We start from the raw sequence: 15,639 nt of genomic DNA, 5'->3' as shown, positions 1-15,639 counted from the left end.
GATTCATGCCCCGTGCTCCTGCGGGACCCGCTCCGCGGGAAGGGGAGCGGGCGGGGGTGTGCCGTCGCCGAAGGGGCGCGCGGGCAGGGATTCGCGGCCGTGGGGTGTGAGCCAGCCGGCGAGATCGGGGCCCTTCGGGACGATCCCGGTCGGGTTGATATCCGTGTGGACCTTGTAGTAGTGGTCCTTGATCTGGGTGAAGTCGACGGTGTCGCCGAAACCGGGGGTCTGGAAGAGATCGCGGGCGTAGGCCCACAGCACCGGCATCTCGGCGAGTTTGCTCCGGTTGCATTTGAAATGGCCGTGGTAGACCGGATCGAACCGGACCAGGGTGGTGAACAGGCGGACATCGGCTTCGGTGATGGTGTCGCCCACCAGGTAGCGCCGGCCGGCCAGCCGGTCCTCGAGCCAGTCGAGGGCGGTGAACAGACGGTCGTAGGCGGCGTCGTAGGCATCCTGGGCGCCGGCGAAACCGCAGCGGTACACGCCGTTGTTCACCTCCCGGAAGACCCGGGCGTTCACCTCGTCGATCTCGGCGCGCAGCGGTTCGGGATAGAGCTGCGGGGCGCCCTCGCGGTGGTACTCGGTCCACTCCAGCGAGAAATCCAGGGTGATCCGCGCGTAGTCGTTGGTGACGACCTGGCCGGTGGGCACGTCGACCACCGCCGGCACCGTGATGCCGCGCGGATAGTCCGGGAAGCGGGCGAGGTAGGCGTCACGCAGCCGGGGGATGCCCAGCACCGGGTCCACGCCGCCGGGGTCGAGGTCGAAGGTCCAGCTGAGCTTGTCGTGGGTGGGTCCGCACAGGCCCAGGGAGAGCACCGGCTCGAGGCCCAGCAGGCGCCGCACGATCAGGGTCCGGTTCGCCCACGGGCAGGCCCGGGCGGCGACGAGCCGGTAGCGGCCGGGTTCCACGGGGTAGCCGTCGCGACCGTCCGCGGTGATGCGGGTGGTGATGTAGTTGGTGTCGCGTGTGAATTCACCCGGTTCGACGTAGGTGCCCTGTTCCGTTCGCGAGTCGGTCATGGCACCAGTCTCGCAGCACCGGGCCATAAGCTGGCCGCATGAGCGATACCAAACCCACCCGGCTGGAGCGGACGACGACCGCCGGCGGCGCCGAAGTCGCCACGCTGACGCTCGCCGCGCCGCCGCTGAACCTGTTCGACCAGGCGATGTTCGACGCCCTGGTCGCGGATGTCGCCGAATTGTCGGCGCGTCCGCCGCGCGCGGTGCTGCTGCGGGCCGAGGGCAAGGTCGTCTCGGGCGGGGTGGACGTGCATACGTTCCAGGGGCTCACCGAGGAACAGGGCGCGAGCCTGTGGCAGGACCTGTTCACACGGATCGCGCATCCGATCGAGGCGCTGCCGTGCCCGGTGGTGTTCGCGGCGCACGGGCTGACCCTGACGGCGGCGTTCGAGATCGCCCTGGCCTGTGATGTGATCCTGGCCGCGCCGAAGGCGAAGTTCGGGCTGGTGGAGATCGTGGTCGGGCTGACGCCCTCGATGGGCGGTCCGCAGCGGCTGGCCGAACGGGCCGGGTCGGGCCGGGCGCGGGAACTGGTGATGACCGGCGATCTCTACGACGCCGCCACCATGCGTGACTGGGGTGTGGTGAACCAGGTCCACGACGATGTGGATACCGCCGCCGTCGCGCTCACGCATCGGCTGGCCGACGGCCCCACCCGCGCGCACGCCGCCACGAAGCGGATCGTCGAGGCCTGGCGGTCGGGCGGGGTGGCCCACGCCGACGCCGTGACCCCGCGGGTGTCGGGCGAGTTGTTCGGCACCGAGGATCTGCCCCGGGCGGTGCGCAGCTTCCTGGAGGACGGCCCCGGTAAGGCGGTATTCGAGGGCCGGTGAGCCCGGCCGCCGCCGCGTGCCGGTGCGCTCCGGCCGCGGTCGCGGCGGCCGATCCGGCCGATTCGACCGGTCTGCACCCATTTCTGTGATCTGCGTCATATAGTCACGGAAGACAGACTGTTCGACTCGGGCGGAGGTCCGATGCACACCGGTACGACCACGATCATCGGGCCCGCTGCCGGTCCGCACATCCGGGGCGCCGTGAGCCGGACCGGGGAGGCGGCGCCGGTGGTGGAGTTCCACGTCACCGACCCGGGCTCGGCCGCACCGCTGTCGCGGGGCGCGGACGGCGTGCTGCGCTACGGCAACCTCAGCCCCGCCCTCACCGAACTGCTCGACCTGCAGGTCCACGCGTTCTCCCAGAGGGAGGCGGTGGTGGAGATCGGCGGCGGCCGGCTGACCTACCGGGAGCTGTGGCATTCGGCCTCGCGGGTGGCCGGCGGGTTGCAGGAGCACGGGATCGGCTACGGCGACCGGGTGGCCGTGCATATGCCGCCCGGAGTCCGGTGGGTGCAGGCGTTCCTCGGGGCGCTGCTCAGCGGCGCGGTGCCGGTACTGGTGCATCACGGGCTGCCGGTCGCGCTCGCGGACCGGGTCATCATGGACAGCGATGCCGATTTCGTCCTGGGCTCGGCGGAGCGGGGGTGCGGCGCGACCCGCGGTGACCGCCACCGGGTCGCCGATCTGCCCGACGGCGCGGCGTTCATCGACGACGGCGCGGCCCTCAACGATCTCGCCCTGCTCTGCTACACCAGCGGATCCATCGCCTCGGAAACCCCGACCGGTGTGGAACTCACCAACGAGAACCTGCTCTCGGCGATCCGCTCCATGGTCGCGGCGCTGGATCTGCCCACCGAAGGGCTGCGCAATCTGCTCCTGCATCCGCTGGCATCGGCCGGCGGATGCGTCGATCAGCTGCTGCCGACGTTCGCGGTCGGGGGCACGGTCGTACTGGCCCGGGGCCGGGCCGCGGTCGCGGAGGCCATCGCGACCGAACGCGTCGACACACTCGCCGCGAACGCGGGCATCCTGCGCGGTCTGCTCCCGGATCTGGCCGCGGGCCGGGTCGCGGGACTGCGGACCGACCGGGTGATCCGGATCAGTACCGCCGATCAGCGCCGGGCCGCCTCCGACGAGGGCGCGCCGGGGCCCACCTTCGCCCGCGACCTGGGTGCGGTATTCCCCTCGGCCCGGCAGTGGTCGGTCTGGGGCGCCACCGAGACCAGCGGTATCGGTCTCGCGGTCGGGCCGACGGCGGGCGCGGCCGAGGCGGCCGACGATTCGGTCCTGGGGTTCCCGTTCGGCGGTACCGAGCTGGCGCTGTGCGGGCCGGAGGCGACCGCCGGGCACGGCGAGCTGCTGTGCCGCGGGCCGAATGTCACCCGGCGGTACTGGAACGATCCGCAGCGCACCGCCGACCGGTTCACCGGAACCTGGTTCCATACCGGTGACCAGGTCAGTATCGGTGCCGACGGGCTGGTGCGGCGCAGCGCCTGACCGGTCAGGCCACCAGCCGCTCCCGCAGCTGTCCGCGCAGCCGCGGGGTGAAACCGATCGCGGTCAGGTAGGTGTCGAAATCGCCGTGCAGCGCGGTACTGGATTCCACGCCCGCGCGCAGGTACTCCTCGCGTACCTCGAGTACGGCCGGGGGCAGTTCGTCGCCGAATTCGTCCTTGAGTGTGGAGCGCAGCTGGGCGACCGCGTCGTTGCTGAGCAGATAGTCGGTGAGGATCTCGGTCTCGTCGACACCGACCGCGCGCAGCAGGGTGGCGACGGTCCAGCCGGTGCGGTCCTTACCCGCGGCGCAGTGCACGAGCACCGCTCCGCGGTCGGCCACGATGGCCTCGGCCAGCGCCATGATCGCGGCATGCGCCTCGGGCCGGGCCGGGAAGTTCCGGTACACATCCATCATGTACGCCAGGGCGGCGCCCGGCGCGTCCGTACGGCCCGCGCCCGCTTCGTGTGGCGGGGCGGTGACCGTCCCGTCGTCGAACGGGGTGACGCGGAGCGCGATATGCGCCGGGAGCCGGTCCGCGCCGACGCGTTCGATCTCCCGGTGTCCGCGCAGATCGTGCACGGCGCCGACGCCGAGTTCGTCGAGGGTGGCATGGCCGCTGTCGTCGAGCCTGCTGAGCTGGGCCGACCGGAGCAGGACTCCGGGCCGCACGGTCCCGCCGCCGCTGATACGCAGTCCGCCGAGATCCCGGAAGTTGAAGGTGCCGCTGATACGCAGATGATCGGCGAGGGGAGAGCTTGTCACCGCATCAGGCTAACCGGCGTCGCGCGGGCACTGCTGTGGGATGCGGCACAGCGGCCGAAAACAGCGGCGATCGCATCGTAGACTGACCGATGGTCTCTGCCCACGCGGCAGCAGTTCGGTGCCGATGCCTCGACCGCGGTGATACACCCGGAGCGGTCGGGCGCGAGCACGGTGGTGTCCGGGGACGGCGCGTCCGGTCCCGGGAGGGTTACAAAACAGGCTTCAGGTATGTATTTCCCGCTGTAGCTGTTCTCAAACCCCGAAAATCTTTCTAATATTGAGAGGACGGATTGGATGGGTCGCTACTTCCCGACTCTGACCCACCGATCCGGCCGGCCACTCCGGTGCCGATAATTCGGTCCCGCTGTGTGCGAGTTGTTTGCCGAGGGAGCTTGCGTTGGGCGTACGTGGAGAAATAGCGGAGGTCCGGTTGCGATCGGCCGTGCGTGAAGCGGTCGACCACGCGGACGCGGTCTCGGATTGCACCGGGTTGCGGGCGTTGCGGGTACTGCTGCATGCCGGGGTGAGCGCGTACTGGCCGCTGGTGAAGGCGCGGCCCGTCCAGCAGATCCACGCCTACGAGAAAACGGTGCAGACGCTGTGTCAGCACTGGGACTCCCGTGACGACTACGTGCCCGATCCGGTGATCTCGCAACGGCAGCGTGCCCAGCAGCGCGATGTCGTCGAATGGCTGGAGCTGTGCGCCGCCCGCTCGGGCACCCGCTGGATCGAACCGGTCGACTCGGTGGCCGGCTATGTGATCACCGTGGTGCAGGGGTCGGTGCTGCGCTGGCTGGCCGATTGCGATGACGAGGCGATCCTGGTGGCCTTCGACGATCTGGTCTCCAACCTGGTCACGCGCGCGATCGACAGCTGAGCCCGCGCGTCGAGCTGGACGTATGACCAGTCCGGTGGTTGAGTGGGCGGGGTGAGCGCGACCTCGCCGATTGCCCCGCTGCACGCCGCCACCGCCGATCTCGATCCGCCGCTGGCCGCGGTCGATATGACCACCCTGCGGGCCAATGCCGCCGACCTGGTGCGCCGGGCCGGCGGCCGCCCGATCCGGGTGGCCAGCAAATCGGTGCGCTGTCGCGCCGTGCTCGCGGAGGTCCTCGGCGAGAACCTCACGGCCGCAGGCGGTTTCGCCGGGATCATGGCCTATTCGCTGGCGGAGGCGATCTGGCTGGCACGCCGGGGCGCGGGCGATGTACTCCTCGGATATCCGACCGCCGATCGGGCGGCGCTCGCCGAACTCGCCGCCGATCCCGGCCTGCTGGAAGCGATCACCCTGATGGTCGACGACAGTGCTCAGCTGGCCCTGGCGCGGGCCGCGGTGGGCAGCGCCGCGGTGAGTCCGCGGGTCTGCCTGGATGTCGACGCCTCGCTGCGGATCGGGCCGCTGCACCTCGGTGTGCGCCGCTCTCCCGTCCGCACCCCGGACCAGGCCGCGGAACTGGCCGCGGCCGCACTGGCCGGTGGGTTCCGAGTCGTCGGGCTGATGACCTACGAAGCCCAGATCGCGGGGCTGCCGGACACCTCGCTGCCGGTCCGGCTGGTCAAGTCGGCCTCGGCCCGCGAGATCGGGCGGCGCCGGGCGGCGGTCCTGGACGCGGTGACCGCGGTGGCCGGAGCGCTCGAAATCGTCAACAGCGGCGGGACCGGGTCGATCGAACTCAGCGCGAGCGCCGCGGGCGTTACCGAGATCACCGCGGGCTCGGGCCTCTATGTGCCAACGCTTTTCGACGACTATCGGTCGTTCCGGCCCCGGCCCGCACTCTATTTCGCGCTTCCGGTGCTCCGCCGGCCCACCCCGGAAATCGCCACGGTTTTCGCCGGCGGATATATCGCCTCCGGACCCGCCGGGGCGAGCCGGGTTCCGAAACCGGTGTGGCCCAACGGGTTGCGGCTGCTGGGCACCGAGGGGGCGGGCGAAGTGCAGACCCCCCTGTCGGGCGCCGGCGATCTCGCCGTGGGTGACAGGGTCTGGTTCCGGCATGCCAAGGCCGGTGAGCTGTGCGAGCGCTTCGACCGGCTGTATCTCGTCGAGGCGGACGGCTCCCGGGCGCCGGTGCCCACCTATCGCGGCGAAGGGCAATGTTTCGGGTGAATGTCCGGTGCCGCGATAATTCGTGAATATTATTTACGAAAACGCGAATTCGGTCGAACCCGGGTTTCGATCGGATATCCGGGAATTACGCGCCTTCGCATAACCGGAGAATGCGAGAAAGCGCCGTCAATTCACTCGTCGATTCGGGCAGGAAATCGGTCAGCAGGGGCGACCCGACGATTACCATCCGGCGCCGCGCCCGGCCCAGGGTGTCGTGGACGAGTGCGCCGGAGAGCAGTTCGCCGACCGGAACGGGCGAATCCTCGGGGCTCGATGTGGCCGGGGAGAGCAGAACCACCGCCGCCTCCCGGCCCCGGAACAGCTCCGGGGTGCCCACCAGGACTTCTTCGAACCTGGCCCGCGCCAACAGGGTCCGGATCCGGCCGACCTGCTCCCGGTGCGGAGAGACGACGACGATATCGTGCGCCTGCAGCGGGCGTGGACCCGTCCCGTCGTCCCAGCGGAAGCCCAGCAGCTCGCGGATCTGCTGCAGCACCTCCCGGGCCTCGGCATCGGAGGCGGTGCTGTTGCCGTGGTGGTGCACCGGCACCACGGCGATACCCGGTTCGAGGGTGTCGCCCGGCCGGGCGGGCACCGGATCGGCCCGCAACCGGTCGTCGAACCACAGGCGCGACAGCGGTTCGGCCAGCCGGGGATGCAGGCGACGGGTCCGGCCGAGGAAGTAGCCGTGTGTGGGCGGGAGGGTTTCGTGCCCCCCGGCGAACCAGGTGAGGGCCGCGACGTCCACGGGTTCCGGATGCGGGCCCGGCGCCGGCCGCCGGCGGTCGCACGGGTCGCCGGTCAGTAGCAGGTTGCGGGCGGTTCCGGAGACATCGGCCACCACCGCGAGGGCGCAACTGTTCGCGTCGGCGATCACCAGCAGGTCGAGCGAATCGCGCGGAACCCGGGTGGGATCGGCGAAATCGTCGAAGGTGCCGCCCAGTACACAGCCCCGGATGGCGTTCGACAGGAACCGCGGGTGGCGGGCCGCGTCCAGCACCAGCCATTCCGGGGCCACGGCCGCCGCTTCGCTCTTCGCGACCAGTTCGGGCAGCACGCCCGCGCGCACCACCGCGTCGAGCAGGCTCTCCACCGGCGCCGCGGTGGGCGCGACGACGCCGATCCGCCAGTTGTCCCGGGTGACCAGGGCGGTGAGGACCTCGGCCAGGACGGCCGTCCGGCCGGTACCCGTCGGAGCCTGGACCGCGAGACAGGAACGATCCAGATCGCGCAGGGCGGCGTGGATCGCGGGCACCGGGTTCGCACCGGCCGCCGGCAGGGCGGGCCGGACGGGATCGCCGGTGCGGAAACGCAATCGGGGCGCCCGGCGGGCGAGGAGGTCGAACAGCGCGGTCTCCGGTACGGCCGGCAGGGTCATGAGTAGTTCCCGGCCGATCTCCTCCACCGCGTCCGCGGCGGCCGTCGCCGGAGCCGGCAGCGCCGGGGTCAGTGCCACCGGGAGTTCGTCGTGGGGCGCCGCACCCGGCGCCAGGGTCTCCTCGAGGCGCACGGTATCGGTGAAATCGGGCGCCACCGAACAACCGAGCACGGTGGCGGTACCGACCGTCCGCACTGCCGCCCGGGCCCGGCCGCCGGGTTCGTAGAGGACCTGCACGGCGGTTCCCGGGGCGAGCCCGCCACCGGCGAGCCGTCCGGTGAGCCGGAGGAAACGCCGCGCCCGCTCGTCCGGGCCGATATGCCATTTCGTATCCACCGCGGCGGTATCGGCCACCATGACCCCGGGTTCGGCGGGCCGGTCCGGGAGCGGATGGGTGAGGCGGTCGATATGGGCCCACCACGGCGCCTGCTGTTCCCGCCGGTGGTATCCGAGCAGCGCCGCCGTCAGCCCGGCGACCCGATGCGGGCCGGGCGGGCCGCCGGTATCCGGCGCCGCATCGGTGGACCGGGCCGCGAATTCCGCGAGCGCGGCCTCGGTGGACGTGGGTTGCGCCGTCGGTGTATCCCGCAGTACCCGCCCGAGCGGATCCGGGCGCGCGGACCCGGACGGTTCGGGCCGCTCCTTGCGCAGGCGGTCGGCCAGCCAGAGCACCGCCGCGGCACCGGATTCGTCCGGGGATCCGCCGAGCGCGGGCGTGATCGCGGACAGGTCATAGGACCGGGTGCCGATCACGAACGCCCCCCGCACGATCGGAGAGAGATCCACCAGGGTTCCGGTGCGCAACAGCGCGTCCACGGTCTCCTCGCCGAACCCGAGCCGGCCCGCGGCCCACAGCAGGATCGTCCTGGTTTCGGCGGTGTAGTGGAAGATATGCAATCCGGGGTCGGCCAGCAGGGGTTCGGTGAGTGTCGCGAGCAGATCGGTGAAGGCGCGGCGACCGGCGTCGTCCGGGCCCGGCTCGTGCCCGGCCGTGGCGGCGCGCAGTGGGATCTCCCGGACCACCGGCGCCGAATAGCGGGTGGCGACCTCGATACGCACCCGGTCCGGCCGCACCCGGCGGATATCCAGGGCCAGATCGCCCGGCGTCGCGGGCGGCAGCAGAGCGAGTACGCGGGTGTCGGCGGTGACCCATTCGCCGCGGCCGGTGCGTTCCTGGCGCAGCTGCACCACGGCCTGGGCCCGCAACCGGGCCAGCGTCCGTGCGGATACCTCGGGCGGTGCCGCGGTCCGGGTGGTGAGCCGGTCGATACTGCTGATTCCGGCCGCGCGCAGCCCGGTCCTGGTCGCCGGGTCCATCCCGGCGACCAGCAGCAGATCACGCGCCTCGGTGTAGGCGGCGACGCAGGTGCGGCACTGCCCGCAGGCCCGGAAGCGCGGGTCACCCCACTGCACCGGCAGCAACTCGCCGGAATGTTCGTCCAGGATCCGCGCGGTTCGGCGCCGCCGGGCCCGGTACACCGGCAGCGTCACCTCCAGGTCGAAGGTATGGGCCGCGTCGCCGGAACAGACCGTCAGCACGGGGTCCACCGGCACCGAGTGCGCCGCCAGGATCCGCGCGGCGGCGGTGAGGCGCAGGGCGGTGGCCACCGGCCGACCCCGGCCGGGTGTCACCCCGTACAGCGCGACACCATGCGGGGTGCGGGTCAGCAGTTCCGCGCGAGCGCGGAGTTCACCGTCGAAGACGGTGGCGCCGAGAACGGCCGGTGCGCCGTCGCGGCAGGCCGCGATCGATTCGTCGTGCGCGAGGGATAGTTCCGGGAGGGAGACGGGTTCGCCGTAGTGCGCGGGCCGGGACACCGCGTCACCGTGCTGCCGCAGGACCGAGGCCCGCAACCGGCCGAATTCCCCGTGCCCGGAATCGATATCGGCGATCCGGTCGCCGGATTCGCCGCCGGCCGGACCGCCGGCCACCGTGCCGAGTTCGGTGTCGAGCGCGCGGAGCAGCGCGAACTCACAGCGCGCGCCGCGCACCAGATCCGTGGCGTCGTACACCACCCGATCACCGACAACGAACACCCACGGCCCTCCTGCGCCCAGTGACACTCCCGGTCCGCGCCCCGCGCGCACCGGACGGGCCCACTGTAGCCACCGGGTCCGACCAGGGGGAACGGACCGTGGTTCAGGACCGCGGTTTCCGGCGTTCCTGGCGCTTGGGGCCGTCGCGGCGCGGGCCGCGGCCGATCCCGCGATGTCCGGGCGGGCCCTGGTCGAGCTGCAACTGGATCAGCACCCCGCTGATCCGGGTGCTCCGCAGGGCGTCCAGGGTTTCCGGCGGGAGATGGGCGGGCAATTCGACCAGGCTGTGATCGGGCCGGATGCTGATATGCCCGAAATCGCTGCGCCGCAGCCCGCCTTCGTTGGCGATGGCGCCGACGATCGCGCCCGGTACCACCCGGTGTCGTTTGCCCACCGCGATGCGATAGGTCGCCAGTTCGGCGCCGGTCGCGCGATGCCGCGAGGGGCCGCGCCGCTCCTCGAAACCGCCCTCGTCGAACCGCCGCGGCGCGCGTTCGCGGCGCGGCCGCTCCACCGGTTCCGGTTCGGGTTCGAGGAAGAAGCTCTCGCCGTCGTGCGCGGCCACCGCCAGCGCGGCGGCGATATCGGCCAGCGGGGTGTTGTGTTCCTGTTCGTAGTCTTCGATCAGCTTGCGGAACAGCGACAGATTATCGGAGCTGAGGTTCTCGGTGATGGCGTCGCCGAACTTCGCGACCCGCTGCGCGTTCACATCGTCCACGCTGGGCAGCTGCATCTCGGTCAGCGGATGCCGGGTGGCGCGCTCGATGGATTTCAGCAGATGGCGTTCGCGGGGCGCCACGAACAGCAGCGCCTCACCGCTGCGCCCCGCGCGGCCGGTGCGGCCGATGCGGTGCACATAGGACTCGGTGTCGTGCGGGATGTCGTAGTTGACCACATGCGAGATCCGGTCCACGTCCAGGCCGCGGGCCGCCACATCGGTGGCGACCAGGATATCGAGCGTGCCGGCCTTCAACTGGCCGATGGTGCGCTCACGCTGGGCCTGGGCGATATCGCCGTTGATGGCGGCGGCGGAGAATCCGCGGGCGCGCAGCTTCTCGGCCAGCTCCTCGGTGGCCTGTTTGGTGCGCACGAAGATGATCATGGCCTCGAAGGCCTCCACCTCGAGGATCCGGGTGAGGGCGTCGAGTTTGCGCTGATGCGATACCAGTACCCAGCGCTGGGTGATATTGGTGTTCGTGCTGGTCTTGGCCTTGACCGTGATCTCGACCGGTTCGTGCAGGTACTGCTTGGAGATCTTGCGGATCGCGGCGGGCATGGTGGCCGAGAACAGGGCGACCTGCTTCTGCGACGGGGTGTCGGCGAGGATGCGCTCGACATCCTCCTGGAACCCCATCTTCAGCATCTCGTCGGCCTCGTCGAGCACCAGGTAGCGCAGCTGGGACAGATCCAGCGTGCCCTTCTCCAGATGGTCGATCACCCGGCCGGGGGTGCCCACGACCACCTGCGCGCCGCGGCGTAGACCGGACAGCTGCACGCCGTAACTCTGGCCGCCGTAGATCGGCAGCACGTGGGTGTTCGGCATATGCGTGGCGTAGCGCCCGAAGGCCTCCGCCACCTGGATCGCGAGTTCACGGGTGGGCGCCAGCACCAGGGCGGCCGGCTGTTTACCGGTGGGCCGGTCGGCGAGCAACCCCATCAGGATCGGGATGGCGAAGGCCGCGGTCTTACCGGTACCCGTCTGCGCCAGGCCCACCACGTCCGCGCCCTCGAGCAGTGGGGGAATGGTCGCGGCCTGGATGGGAGAGGGGGATTCGTAGCCGACATCGGCGATGGCCGAAAGAATCCGGTCATCGATTCCGAGGTCGGCGAAGGACGGTCCGGCAGTTTCGGGTTCGGTGTCGCTCACGTCCTCGCCGAGGCCGTCTTCGCCCTGATTGGTGCTCATTGACCAGGAGTTTACTGGTACGGCCTGGTTGTCCGGCCCACCGGGCCATACGGTGTCAGCATGGACGCCGACCCCGCCGATCCCGCCGCAGGCCACCCCGCGGACCCGCTTTCCGTCGCGGTGGTGCAGTTCGGCCCGCATACCGATATCGACGCCAATCTCACCGCGCTCACCGAGCGGGTGCGGTCCGCCGCCGACCGCGGTGCGCGTGTCGTGGTGGCCCCGGAGTACTCCATGTTCGCCCTCGGCCGGCTCGACGACCGGGTACGCGCCGCGGCCCAGCCGCTGGACGGGCCGTTCGTCACCGCGCTGGCCGGGCTGGCCGCCGAAACCGGGGTGTACCTGGTCGCCGGGGTGGTGGAGACCACCGAACCCGGCGACGGCCGGATCCACAACACCCTGGTCGCGCTGGGACCCGACGGTGCCCTGCTCACCCGGTACCGCAAAGTGCATCTCTACGACGCGTTCGGGCAGCGGGAATCGGAGGTGGTCCGGCCCGGACCGCTGGCCGATCCGGCCCTGTTCACCGCGCAGGGGTTCACGTTCGGACTCCAGACCTGCTTCGACCTGCGATTCCCGGAAGGGTTCCGGCGGCTGGCCGTGGCCGGTGCGCAGGTGCTGCTGCTGCCCGCGCAGTGGATCCCGGGCCCGGGCAAGGTCGATCAGTGGACCACGCTGCTGCGGGCCCGGGCCATCGAGAACACCGTTTTCCTGGCCGCGGCCGATCAGTGCGGTCCGCGCGGCGCGGGCGCGTCCATGATCATCGACCCGGCCGGGCGGGTGCTCGACGAACTCGGCGACGAACCGGGTGTCGCGCTGGCCCGCCTGGAGCCGGAGGTGCTGGCGCGGGTCCGCCGGGCGAACCCCAGCCTGGAACTGCGCAGATTCGCCATCGGCACACCGGAGGCGAGTAGCGTCGGAGGGTGATGCTGTACGCCGACCGCCTGTCCGCCGGACGCGCGCTGGGCAGCGAACTGACGCACCTGCGCGCGGATCGGCCGCTGGTGCTCGGACTCCCGCGCGGCGGGGTGCCGGTGGCGGCGGCGGTCCGCGAGGTCGTCGGGGGCGATCTGGATATCCTGCTGGTCCGCAAGCTCGGGGTGCCCTGGCAGCCGGAACTGGCGGCCGGGGCGATCGGGGAGCAGGGCGTGCGGGTGGTCAACGCCGATGTGCTGCGCCAGACCGGGCTCGACGCGGCGCGACTGGACGCCATCGAGGCCGAGGAACGCGTGGAACTCGAACGCCGCACGGTGTTGTGGCGCGGCGATATCCCGCCGATCCCGCTGCGTGACCGCACGGTGGTGATCGTCGACGACGGTATCGCCACCGGCGCGAGTGTGGTGGTGGCCTGCCGGGTGGCGCGGGCGCAGCATCCCCGCCGGCTGGTGGTGGCGGTCCCGGTCTCGGCCCCCGAGGCGCTGCCGCGGATCCGCGGCGAGGCCGACGAGGTGATCTGCCCACAGGCCCCGATGGCACTGGCCGGGGTGGGCGGGGCCTACCGGGATTTCCACCAGCTCGCCGACACCGAGGTCACCGAGCTGCTCCGGCCGGACATCCGCTGAGCGGCGTCCGGGCCGGAGCCTGCCGGGGGTCGGGTTACAGCTCGGGCTGCGCGTACTGCCCGACCTGATTCGTGAGCACCCGCAGATGCTCCAGGCCGCTGCCGAGCGTGCGCTCGATGGCGGTGAGCCGGGCCACATAGTGGCCGACCGGGTATTCCGAGGTCACCCCGATACCGCCGTGCATCTGGATGGACTCCTGCCCGATATGACGCGCCGACCGGCCGACCTGCAGCCGGGCCCGCGACGCGATCACCGGATCGGCGGTGGCGTCGACCAGCGAGGCGGTGAGGTAGTAGCTCATACTGCGGGCCAGTTCCAGCGAGACGTACATATTCGCGGCGCGCTGGGTGAGGGTCTGGAACTTCGACAGCGTGACCCCGAACTGTTTCCGGGTCTTCAGATAGTCGGTGGTCAGGCGCAGCGATTCCTCCATCGCACCGACCGATTCCGCGCACAGCCCCGCCTGGGTACGCGCGAGTACGTCCTCGATGGCCGCGGTGGCGTCCTCGGTGGACCCCAGCAGTTCGGCGGGGGCGCCCGCGAACTCCACCTGCGCGCCGCGCAGCCCGTCGACCGTCGCGAAGGCCGTCCTGGTGACGCCGTCGGCATCGGCGGCGACCAGGAACAGGCCGACACCGCCGCCGGGCAGGGTGGCGCTGACCACCAGATCGTCGGCACAGTCACCGTGCGGAACCGGGTTCTTGACGCCGGTGAGCGTGTACCCGTCGCCCTGCGCGGTGGCCGCGGTGGCGATCTCGTGATCCGGCCAGCGGGTGCCGGGTTCCCCGTGCGCGAAGGCGAGCAGTTTCGACCCGGCGGCGACCTCGGTCAGGATGCGCTGCCGCTGGTCGGGGGTGCCCACGGCGGTGATCAGCCCACCCGGCAGCAGTACCGAGTCCAGCAGCGGCTCCGGCGCCAGCCGGCGTCCGAACTCCTCCAGGACCAGCATGGTCTCCACCGGACCGGCGCCCATACCGCCGTCCTTCTCGTCGAAGCTCAGGCCGAGTACGCCCAATTCGGCGAGCTGTCCCCAGACCTGCCGGCTCCAGCCGAGATCGGTCGCGGTGACCTCGAGTCGCTTTTCCGGGTTGTACTGACGATTGAGCAGGTCACGTACGGTGTCGCGGAGTAGGACCTGTTCGTCGGTGAGATCGAAATCCATAACCTTGACCTCACAATCCGAGGATCGAGGAGGCGATGATGGTGCGCTGCACCTCGCTGGAACCTCCGTAGATGGTTGTCTTGCGGTAGTTGAGATAGCTGGGGCCGGTGCGCTGCGCCCACTCCGGGGAGGCGATATCGGAGGTGCCGACCGGCAGCGCGTCCGGTCCGGCGATATCGAGCAGCAGTTCGGTGGCGGCCTGCTGCAGTTCCGAACCGCGCATCTTCAGCACCGAGGACGCCGGGTTCGGCTTCCCCTCGGTGGAGTTCGACACCACGCGCAGCTGGGTGAGTTCCAGGGCCAGCAGTTCGTTCTCCAGTTCGGCGACCCGGGCCGCGAACAACGGATCCTCGAGCAGGGTGCCGCTACCGGACCGGGTGTTCGCCGCGTACTCCTTGGCCACCCCGATCCGCACCTTGGTCCGGCCGACGCCGGTGATCCCGGTGCGTTCGTTGCCGAGCAGGTACTTGGCGTAGGTCCAGCCCATGTTCTCTTCGCCGACCAGCTGGTCGGCGGGGACGCGGACGTTCTCGAAGAAGACCTCGTTGACCTCGTAGCCGCCGTCGATGAGCTTGATCGGGCGGATGGTCACACCGGGGGATTTCACATCGAAGAGCAGGAAGGAGATCCCGGCCTGTTTCTTCGGGGCGTTCGGATCGGTGCGGACCAGGCAGAAGATCCAGTCGGCCCACTGCGCGAGGGTGGTCCAGATCTTCTGGCCGTTGACGATGTAGGAATCGCCGTCGCGGACGGCGGTGGTGCGCAGCGAGGCCAGATCGGACCCGGCATCGGGTTCGGAGAAGCCCTGGCACCACCAGATGTCGAGGTTGGCGGTGGGCGGCAGGAATCGCTTCTTGAGCTCCTCGGAGCCGAACTGGGCGATCACCGGCCCGACCATGGTGGCGTTGAAGGTGAGCGGGTCCGGCACGCTGGCCAGCTGCATCTCGTCCTGCCACAGGTGGCGCTGCATGGGGGTCCAGTCCTTGCCGCCCCATTCCACCGGCCAGTTCGGCACGGCCAGACCGTGCTCGTTGAGGGCCCGGTGGGCCGTCACGATGTCCTCGCGGGACAGCTCGTGACCGTACTTCACGCGTTCACGGATCTCGGCGGGGATCGCGGTGGTGTAGATCTTCCGCAGTTCGTCGCGGAAGGCGACCTCGTCGGGAGACAGAGTTAGTTTCATACACATCTCCAAATATGTCTCGATTGTCCCGCATAGAACTTACACCCACGATCAATCGTGCCGTGTCGAGTGCATCACATGTCGCGGGGGCGGCCCGCCCACAGCCCCGGAGGAAAGTCCGGTGCGGCCCACGGCGCCGCGCTCGTGCTGGTAGTTTGCAGCCGTGGGGCGGTGATCTGCCGGCT

12 protein-coding genes are annotated in these 15,639 nt (G+C 70.6%); 6 read left to right on the top strand and 6 right to left on the bottom strand.

What is annotated here, in order from left to right; genetic code table 11:
• Positions 1-3: 3 nt before the first annotated feature.
• Positions 4-1,026, bottom strand: a complete 1,023-nt coding sequence (locus tag ACZ6SF_RS14710) for a glutathione S-transferase family protein (protein ID WP_466062616.1) — start codon at positions 1,024-1,026, stop codon at positions 4-6.
• A gap of 38 nt (positions 1,027-1,064) precedes the next feature.
• Here ACZ6SF_RS14710 and ACZ6SF_RS14705 point away from each other — a divergent pair, with 38 nt between their 5' ends.
• Both ACZ6SF_RS14705 and ACZ6SF_RS14700 read left to right on the top strand, forming a co-directional pair.
• Positions 1,065-1,859 (top strand): enoyl-CoA hydratase/isomerase family protein, encoded by a 795-nt coding sequence (locus ACZ6SF_RS14705; RefSeq protein WP_466062615.1) that lies wholly within the window; start codon positions 1,065-1,067, stop codon positions 1,857-1,859.
• A 141-nt stretch (positions 1,860-2,000) separates the two neighbouring features.
• Positions 2,001-3,356 carry a class I adenylate-forming enzyme family protein gene (locus ACZ6SF_RS14700; RefSeq protein ID WP_466062614.1) on the top strand — a complete coding sequence of 452 codons (1,356 nt, stop codon included), beginning with the start codon at positions 2,001-2,003 and terminating at the stop codon, positions 3,354-3,356.
• A gap of 4 nt (positions 3,357-3,360) precedes the next feature.
• Here the strand turns inward: ACZ6SF_RS14700 and ACZ6SF_RS14695 are convergent, their stop codons facing one another.
• Positions 3,361-4,119 carry a tyrosine-protein phosphatase gene (locus ACZ6SF_RS14695; protein ID WP_466062613.1) on the bottom strand — a complete coding sequence of 253 codons (759 nt, stop codon included), beginning with the start codon at positions 4,117-4,119 and terminating at the stop codon, positions 3,361-3,363.
• Positions 4,120-4,516: 397 nt separating this feature from the next.
• Between ACZ6SF_RS14695 and ACZ6SF_RS14690 the strand changes: the two genes are divergently transcribed.
• Positions 4,517-4,996 carry a TetR family transcriptional regulator gene (locus tag ACZ6SF_RS14690; RefSeq protein ID WP_466062612.1) on the top strand — a complete coding sequence of 160 codons (480 nt, stop codon included), beginning with the start codon at positions 4,517-4,519 and terminating at the stop codon, positions 4,994-4,996.
• A gap of 42 nt (positions 4,997-5,038) precedes the next feature.
• On the top strand, positions 5,039-6,226 hold the full coding sequence (locus ACZ6SF_RS14685) for an alanine racemase (protein ID WP_466062611.1): 1,188 nt from the start codon (positions 5,039-5,041) through the stop codon (positions 6,224-6,226).
• 85 nt (positions 6,227-6,311) lie between these two features.
• Here ACZ6SF_RS14685 and ACZ6SF_RS14680 read toward each other — a convergent pair whose 3' ends face one another.
• Together ACZ6SF_RS14680 and ACZ6SF_RS14675 are read right to left on the bottom strand one after the other, a co-directional pair.
• A complete protein-coding gene (locus tag ACZ6SF_RS14680) occupies positions 6,312-9,641 on the bottom strand; it encodes a bifunctional RecB family nuclease/DEAD/DEAH box helicase (protein WP_466062610.1) in 3,330 nt (1,109 codons plus the stop codon).
• Positions 9,642-9,744: 103 nt separating this feature from the next.
• The gene (locus tag ACZ6SF_RS14675; protein ID WP_466062609.1) at positions 9,745-11,547 is read right to left on the bottom strand and encodes a DEAD/DEAH box helicase; all 1,803 of its coding nucleotides are present in this window, start codon (positions 11,545-11,547) and stop codon (positions 9,745-9,747) included.
• Positions 11,548-11,607: 60 nt separating this feature from the next.
• On the opposite strand from ACZ6SF_RS14675, the gene ACZ6SF_RS14670 reads away from it, so the two are divergent.
• Together ACZ6SF_RS14670 and ACZ6SF_RS14665 are read left to right on the top strand one after the other, a co-directional pair.
• The gene (locus ACZ6SF_RS14670) at positions 11,608-12,474 is read left to right on the top strand and encodes a carbon-nitrogen hydrolase family protein (protein WP_466062608.1); all 867 of its coding nucleotides are present in this window, start codon (positions 11,608-11,610) and stop codon (positions 12,472-12,474) included.
• The gene (locus ACZ6SF_RS14665; RefSeq protein ID WP_466062993.1) at positions 12,474-13,109 is read left to right on the top strand and encodes a phosphoribosyltransferase; all 636 of its coding nucleotides are present in this window, start codon (positions 12,474-12,476) and stop codon (positions 13,107-13,109) included. The genes ACZ6SF_RS14670 and ACZ6SF_RS14665 overlap by 1 nt, the downstream gene beginning before the upstream one ends.
• Positions 13,110-13,143: 34 nt before the next feature.
• Here the strand turns inward: ACZ6SF_RS14665 and ACZ6SF_RS14660 are convergent, their stop codons facing one another.
• Together ACZ6SF_RS14660 and ACZ6SF_RS14655 are read right to left on the bottom strand one after the other, a co-directional pair.
• Positions 13,144-14,271: an acyl-CoA dehydrogenase family protein gene (locus ACZ6SF_RS14660; protein ID WP_466062607.1), complete on the bottom strand. Its 1,128-nt coding sequence runs from the start codon at positions 14,269-14,271 to the stop codon at positions 13,144-13,146.
• 10 nt (positions 14,272-14,281) lie between these two features.
• Entirely contained in the window at positions 14,282-15,454 is a 1,173-nt protein-coding gene (locus ACZ6SF_RS14655) for an acyl-CoA dehydrogenase family protein (RefSeq protein ID WP_466062606.1), read from the bottom strand.
• Positions 15,455-15,639: the final 185 nt, after the last annotated feature.

This window comes from Nocardia sp. NPDC049935, assembly GCF_055586645.1.
The sequence above is the reverse complement of the archived record's forward strand: the minus strand, read 5'-3'. Positions and strand labels throughout refer to the sequence as shown.

Coding starts and splice junctions, on each gene's coding strand:
- ACZ6SF_RS14710 (WP_466062616.1), bottom strand. CDS start 1,026: ATGACCGACTCGCGAACGGAACAGGGCACCTACGTCGAACCGGGTGAA.
- ACZ6SF_RS14705 (WP_466062615.1), top strand. CDS start 1,065: ATGAGCGATACCAAACCCACCCGGCTGGAGCGGACGACGACCGCCGGC.
- ACZ6SF_RS14700 (WP_466062614.1), top strand. CDS start 2,001: ATGCACACCGGTACGACCACGATCATCGGGCCCGCTGCCGGTCCGCAC.
- ACZ6SF_RS14675 (WP_466062609.1), bottom strand. CDS start 11,547: ATGAGCACCAATCAGGGCGAAGACGGCCTCGGCGAGGACGTGAGCGAC.
- ACZ6SF_RS14670 (WP_466062608.1), top strand. CDS start 11,608: ATGGACGCCGACCCCGCCGATCCCGCCGCAGGCCACCCCGCGGACCCG.
- ACZ6SF_RS14665 (WP_466062993.1), top strand. CDS start 12,474: ATGCTGTACGCCGACCGCCTGTCCGCCGGACGCGCGCTGGGCAGCGAA.
- ACZ6SF_RS14660 (WP_466062607.1), bottom strand. CDS start 14,271: ATGGATTTCGATCTCACCGACGAACAGGTCCTACTCCGCGACACCGTA.
- ACZ6SF_RS14655 (WP_466062606.1), bottom strand. CDS start 15,454: ATGAAACTAACTCTGTCTCCCGACGAGGTCGCCTTCCGCGACGAACTG.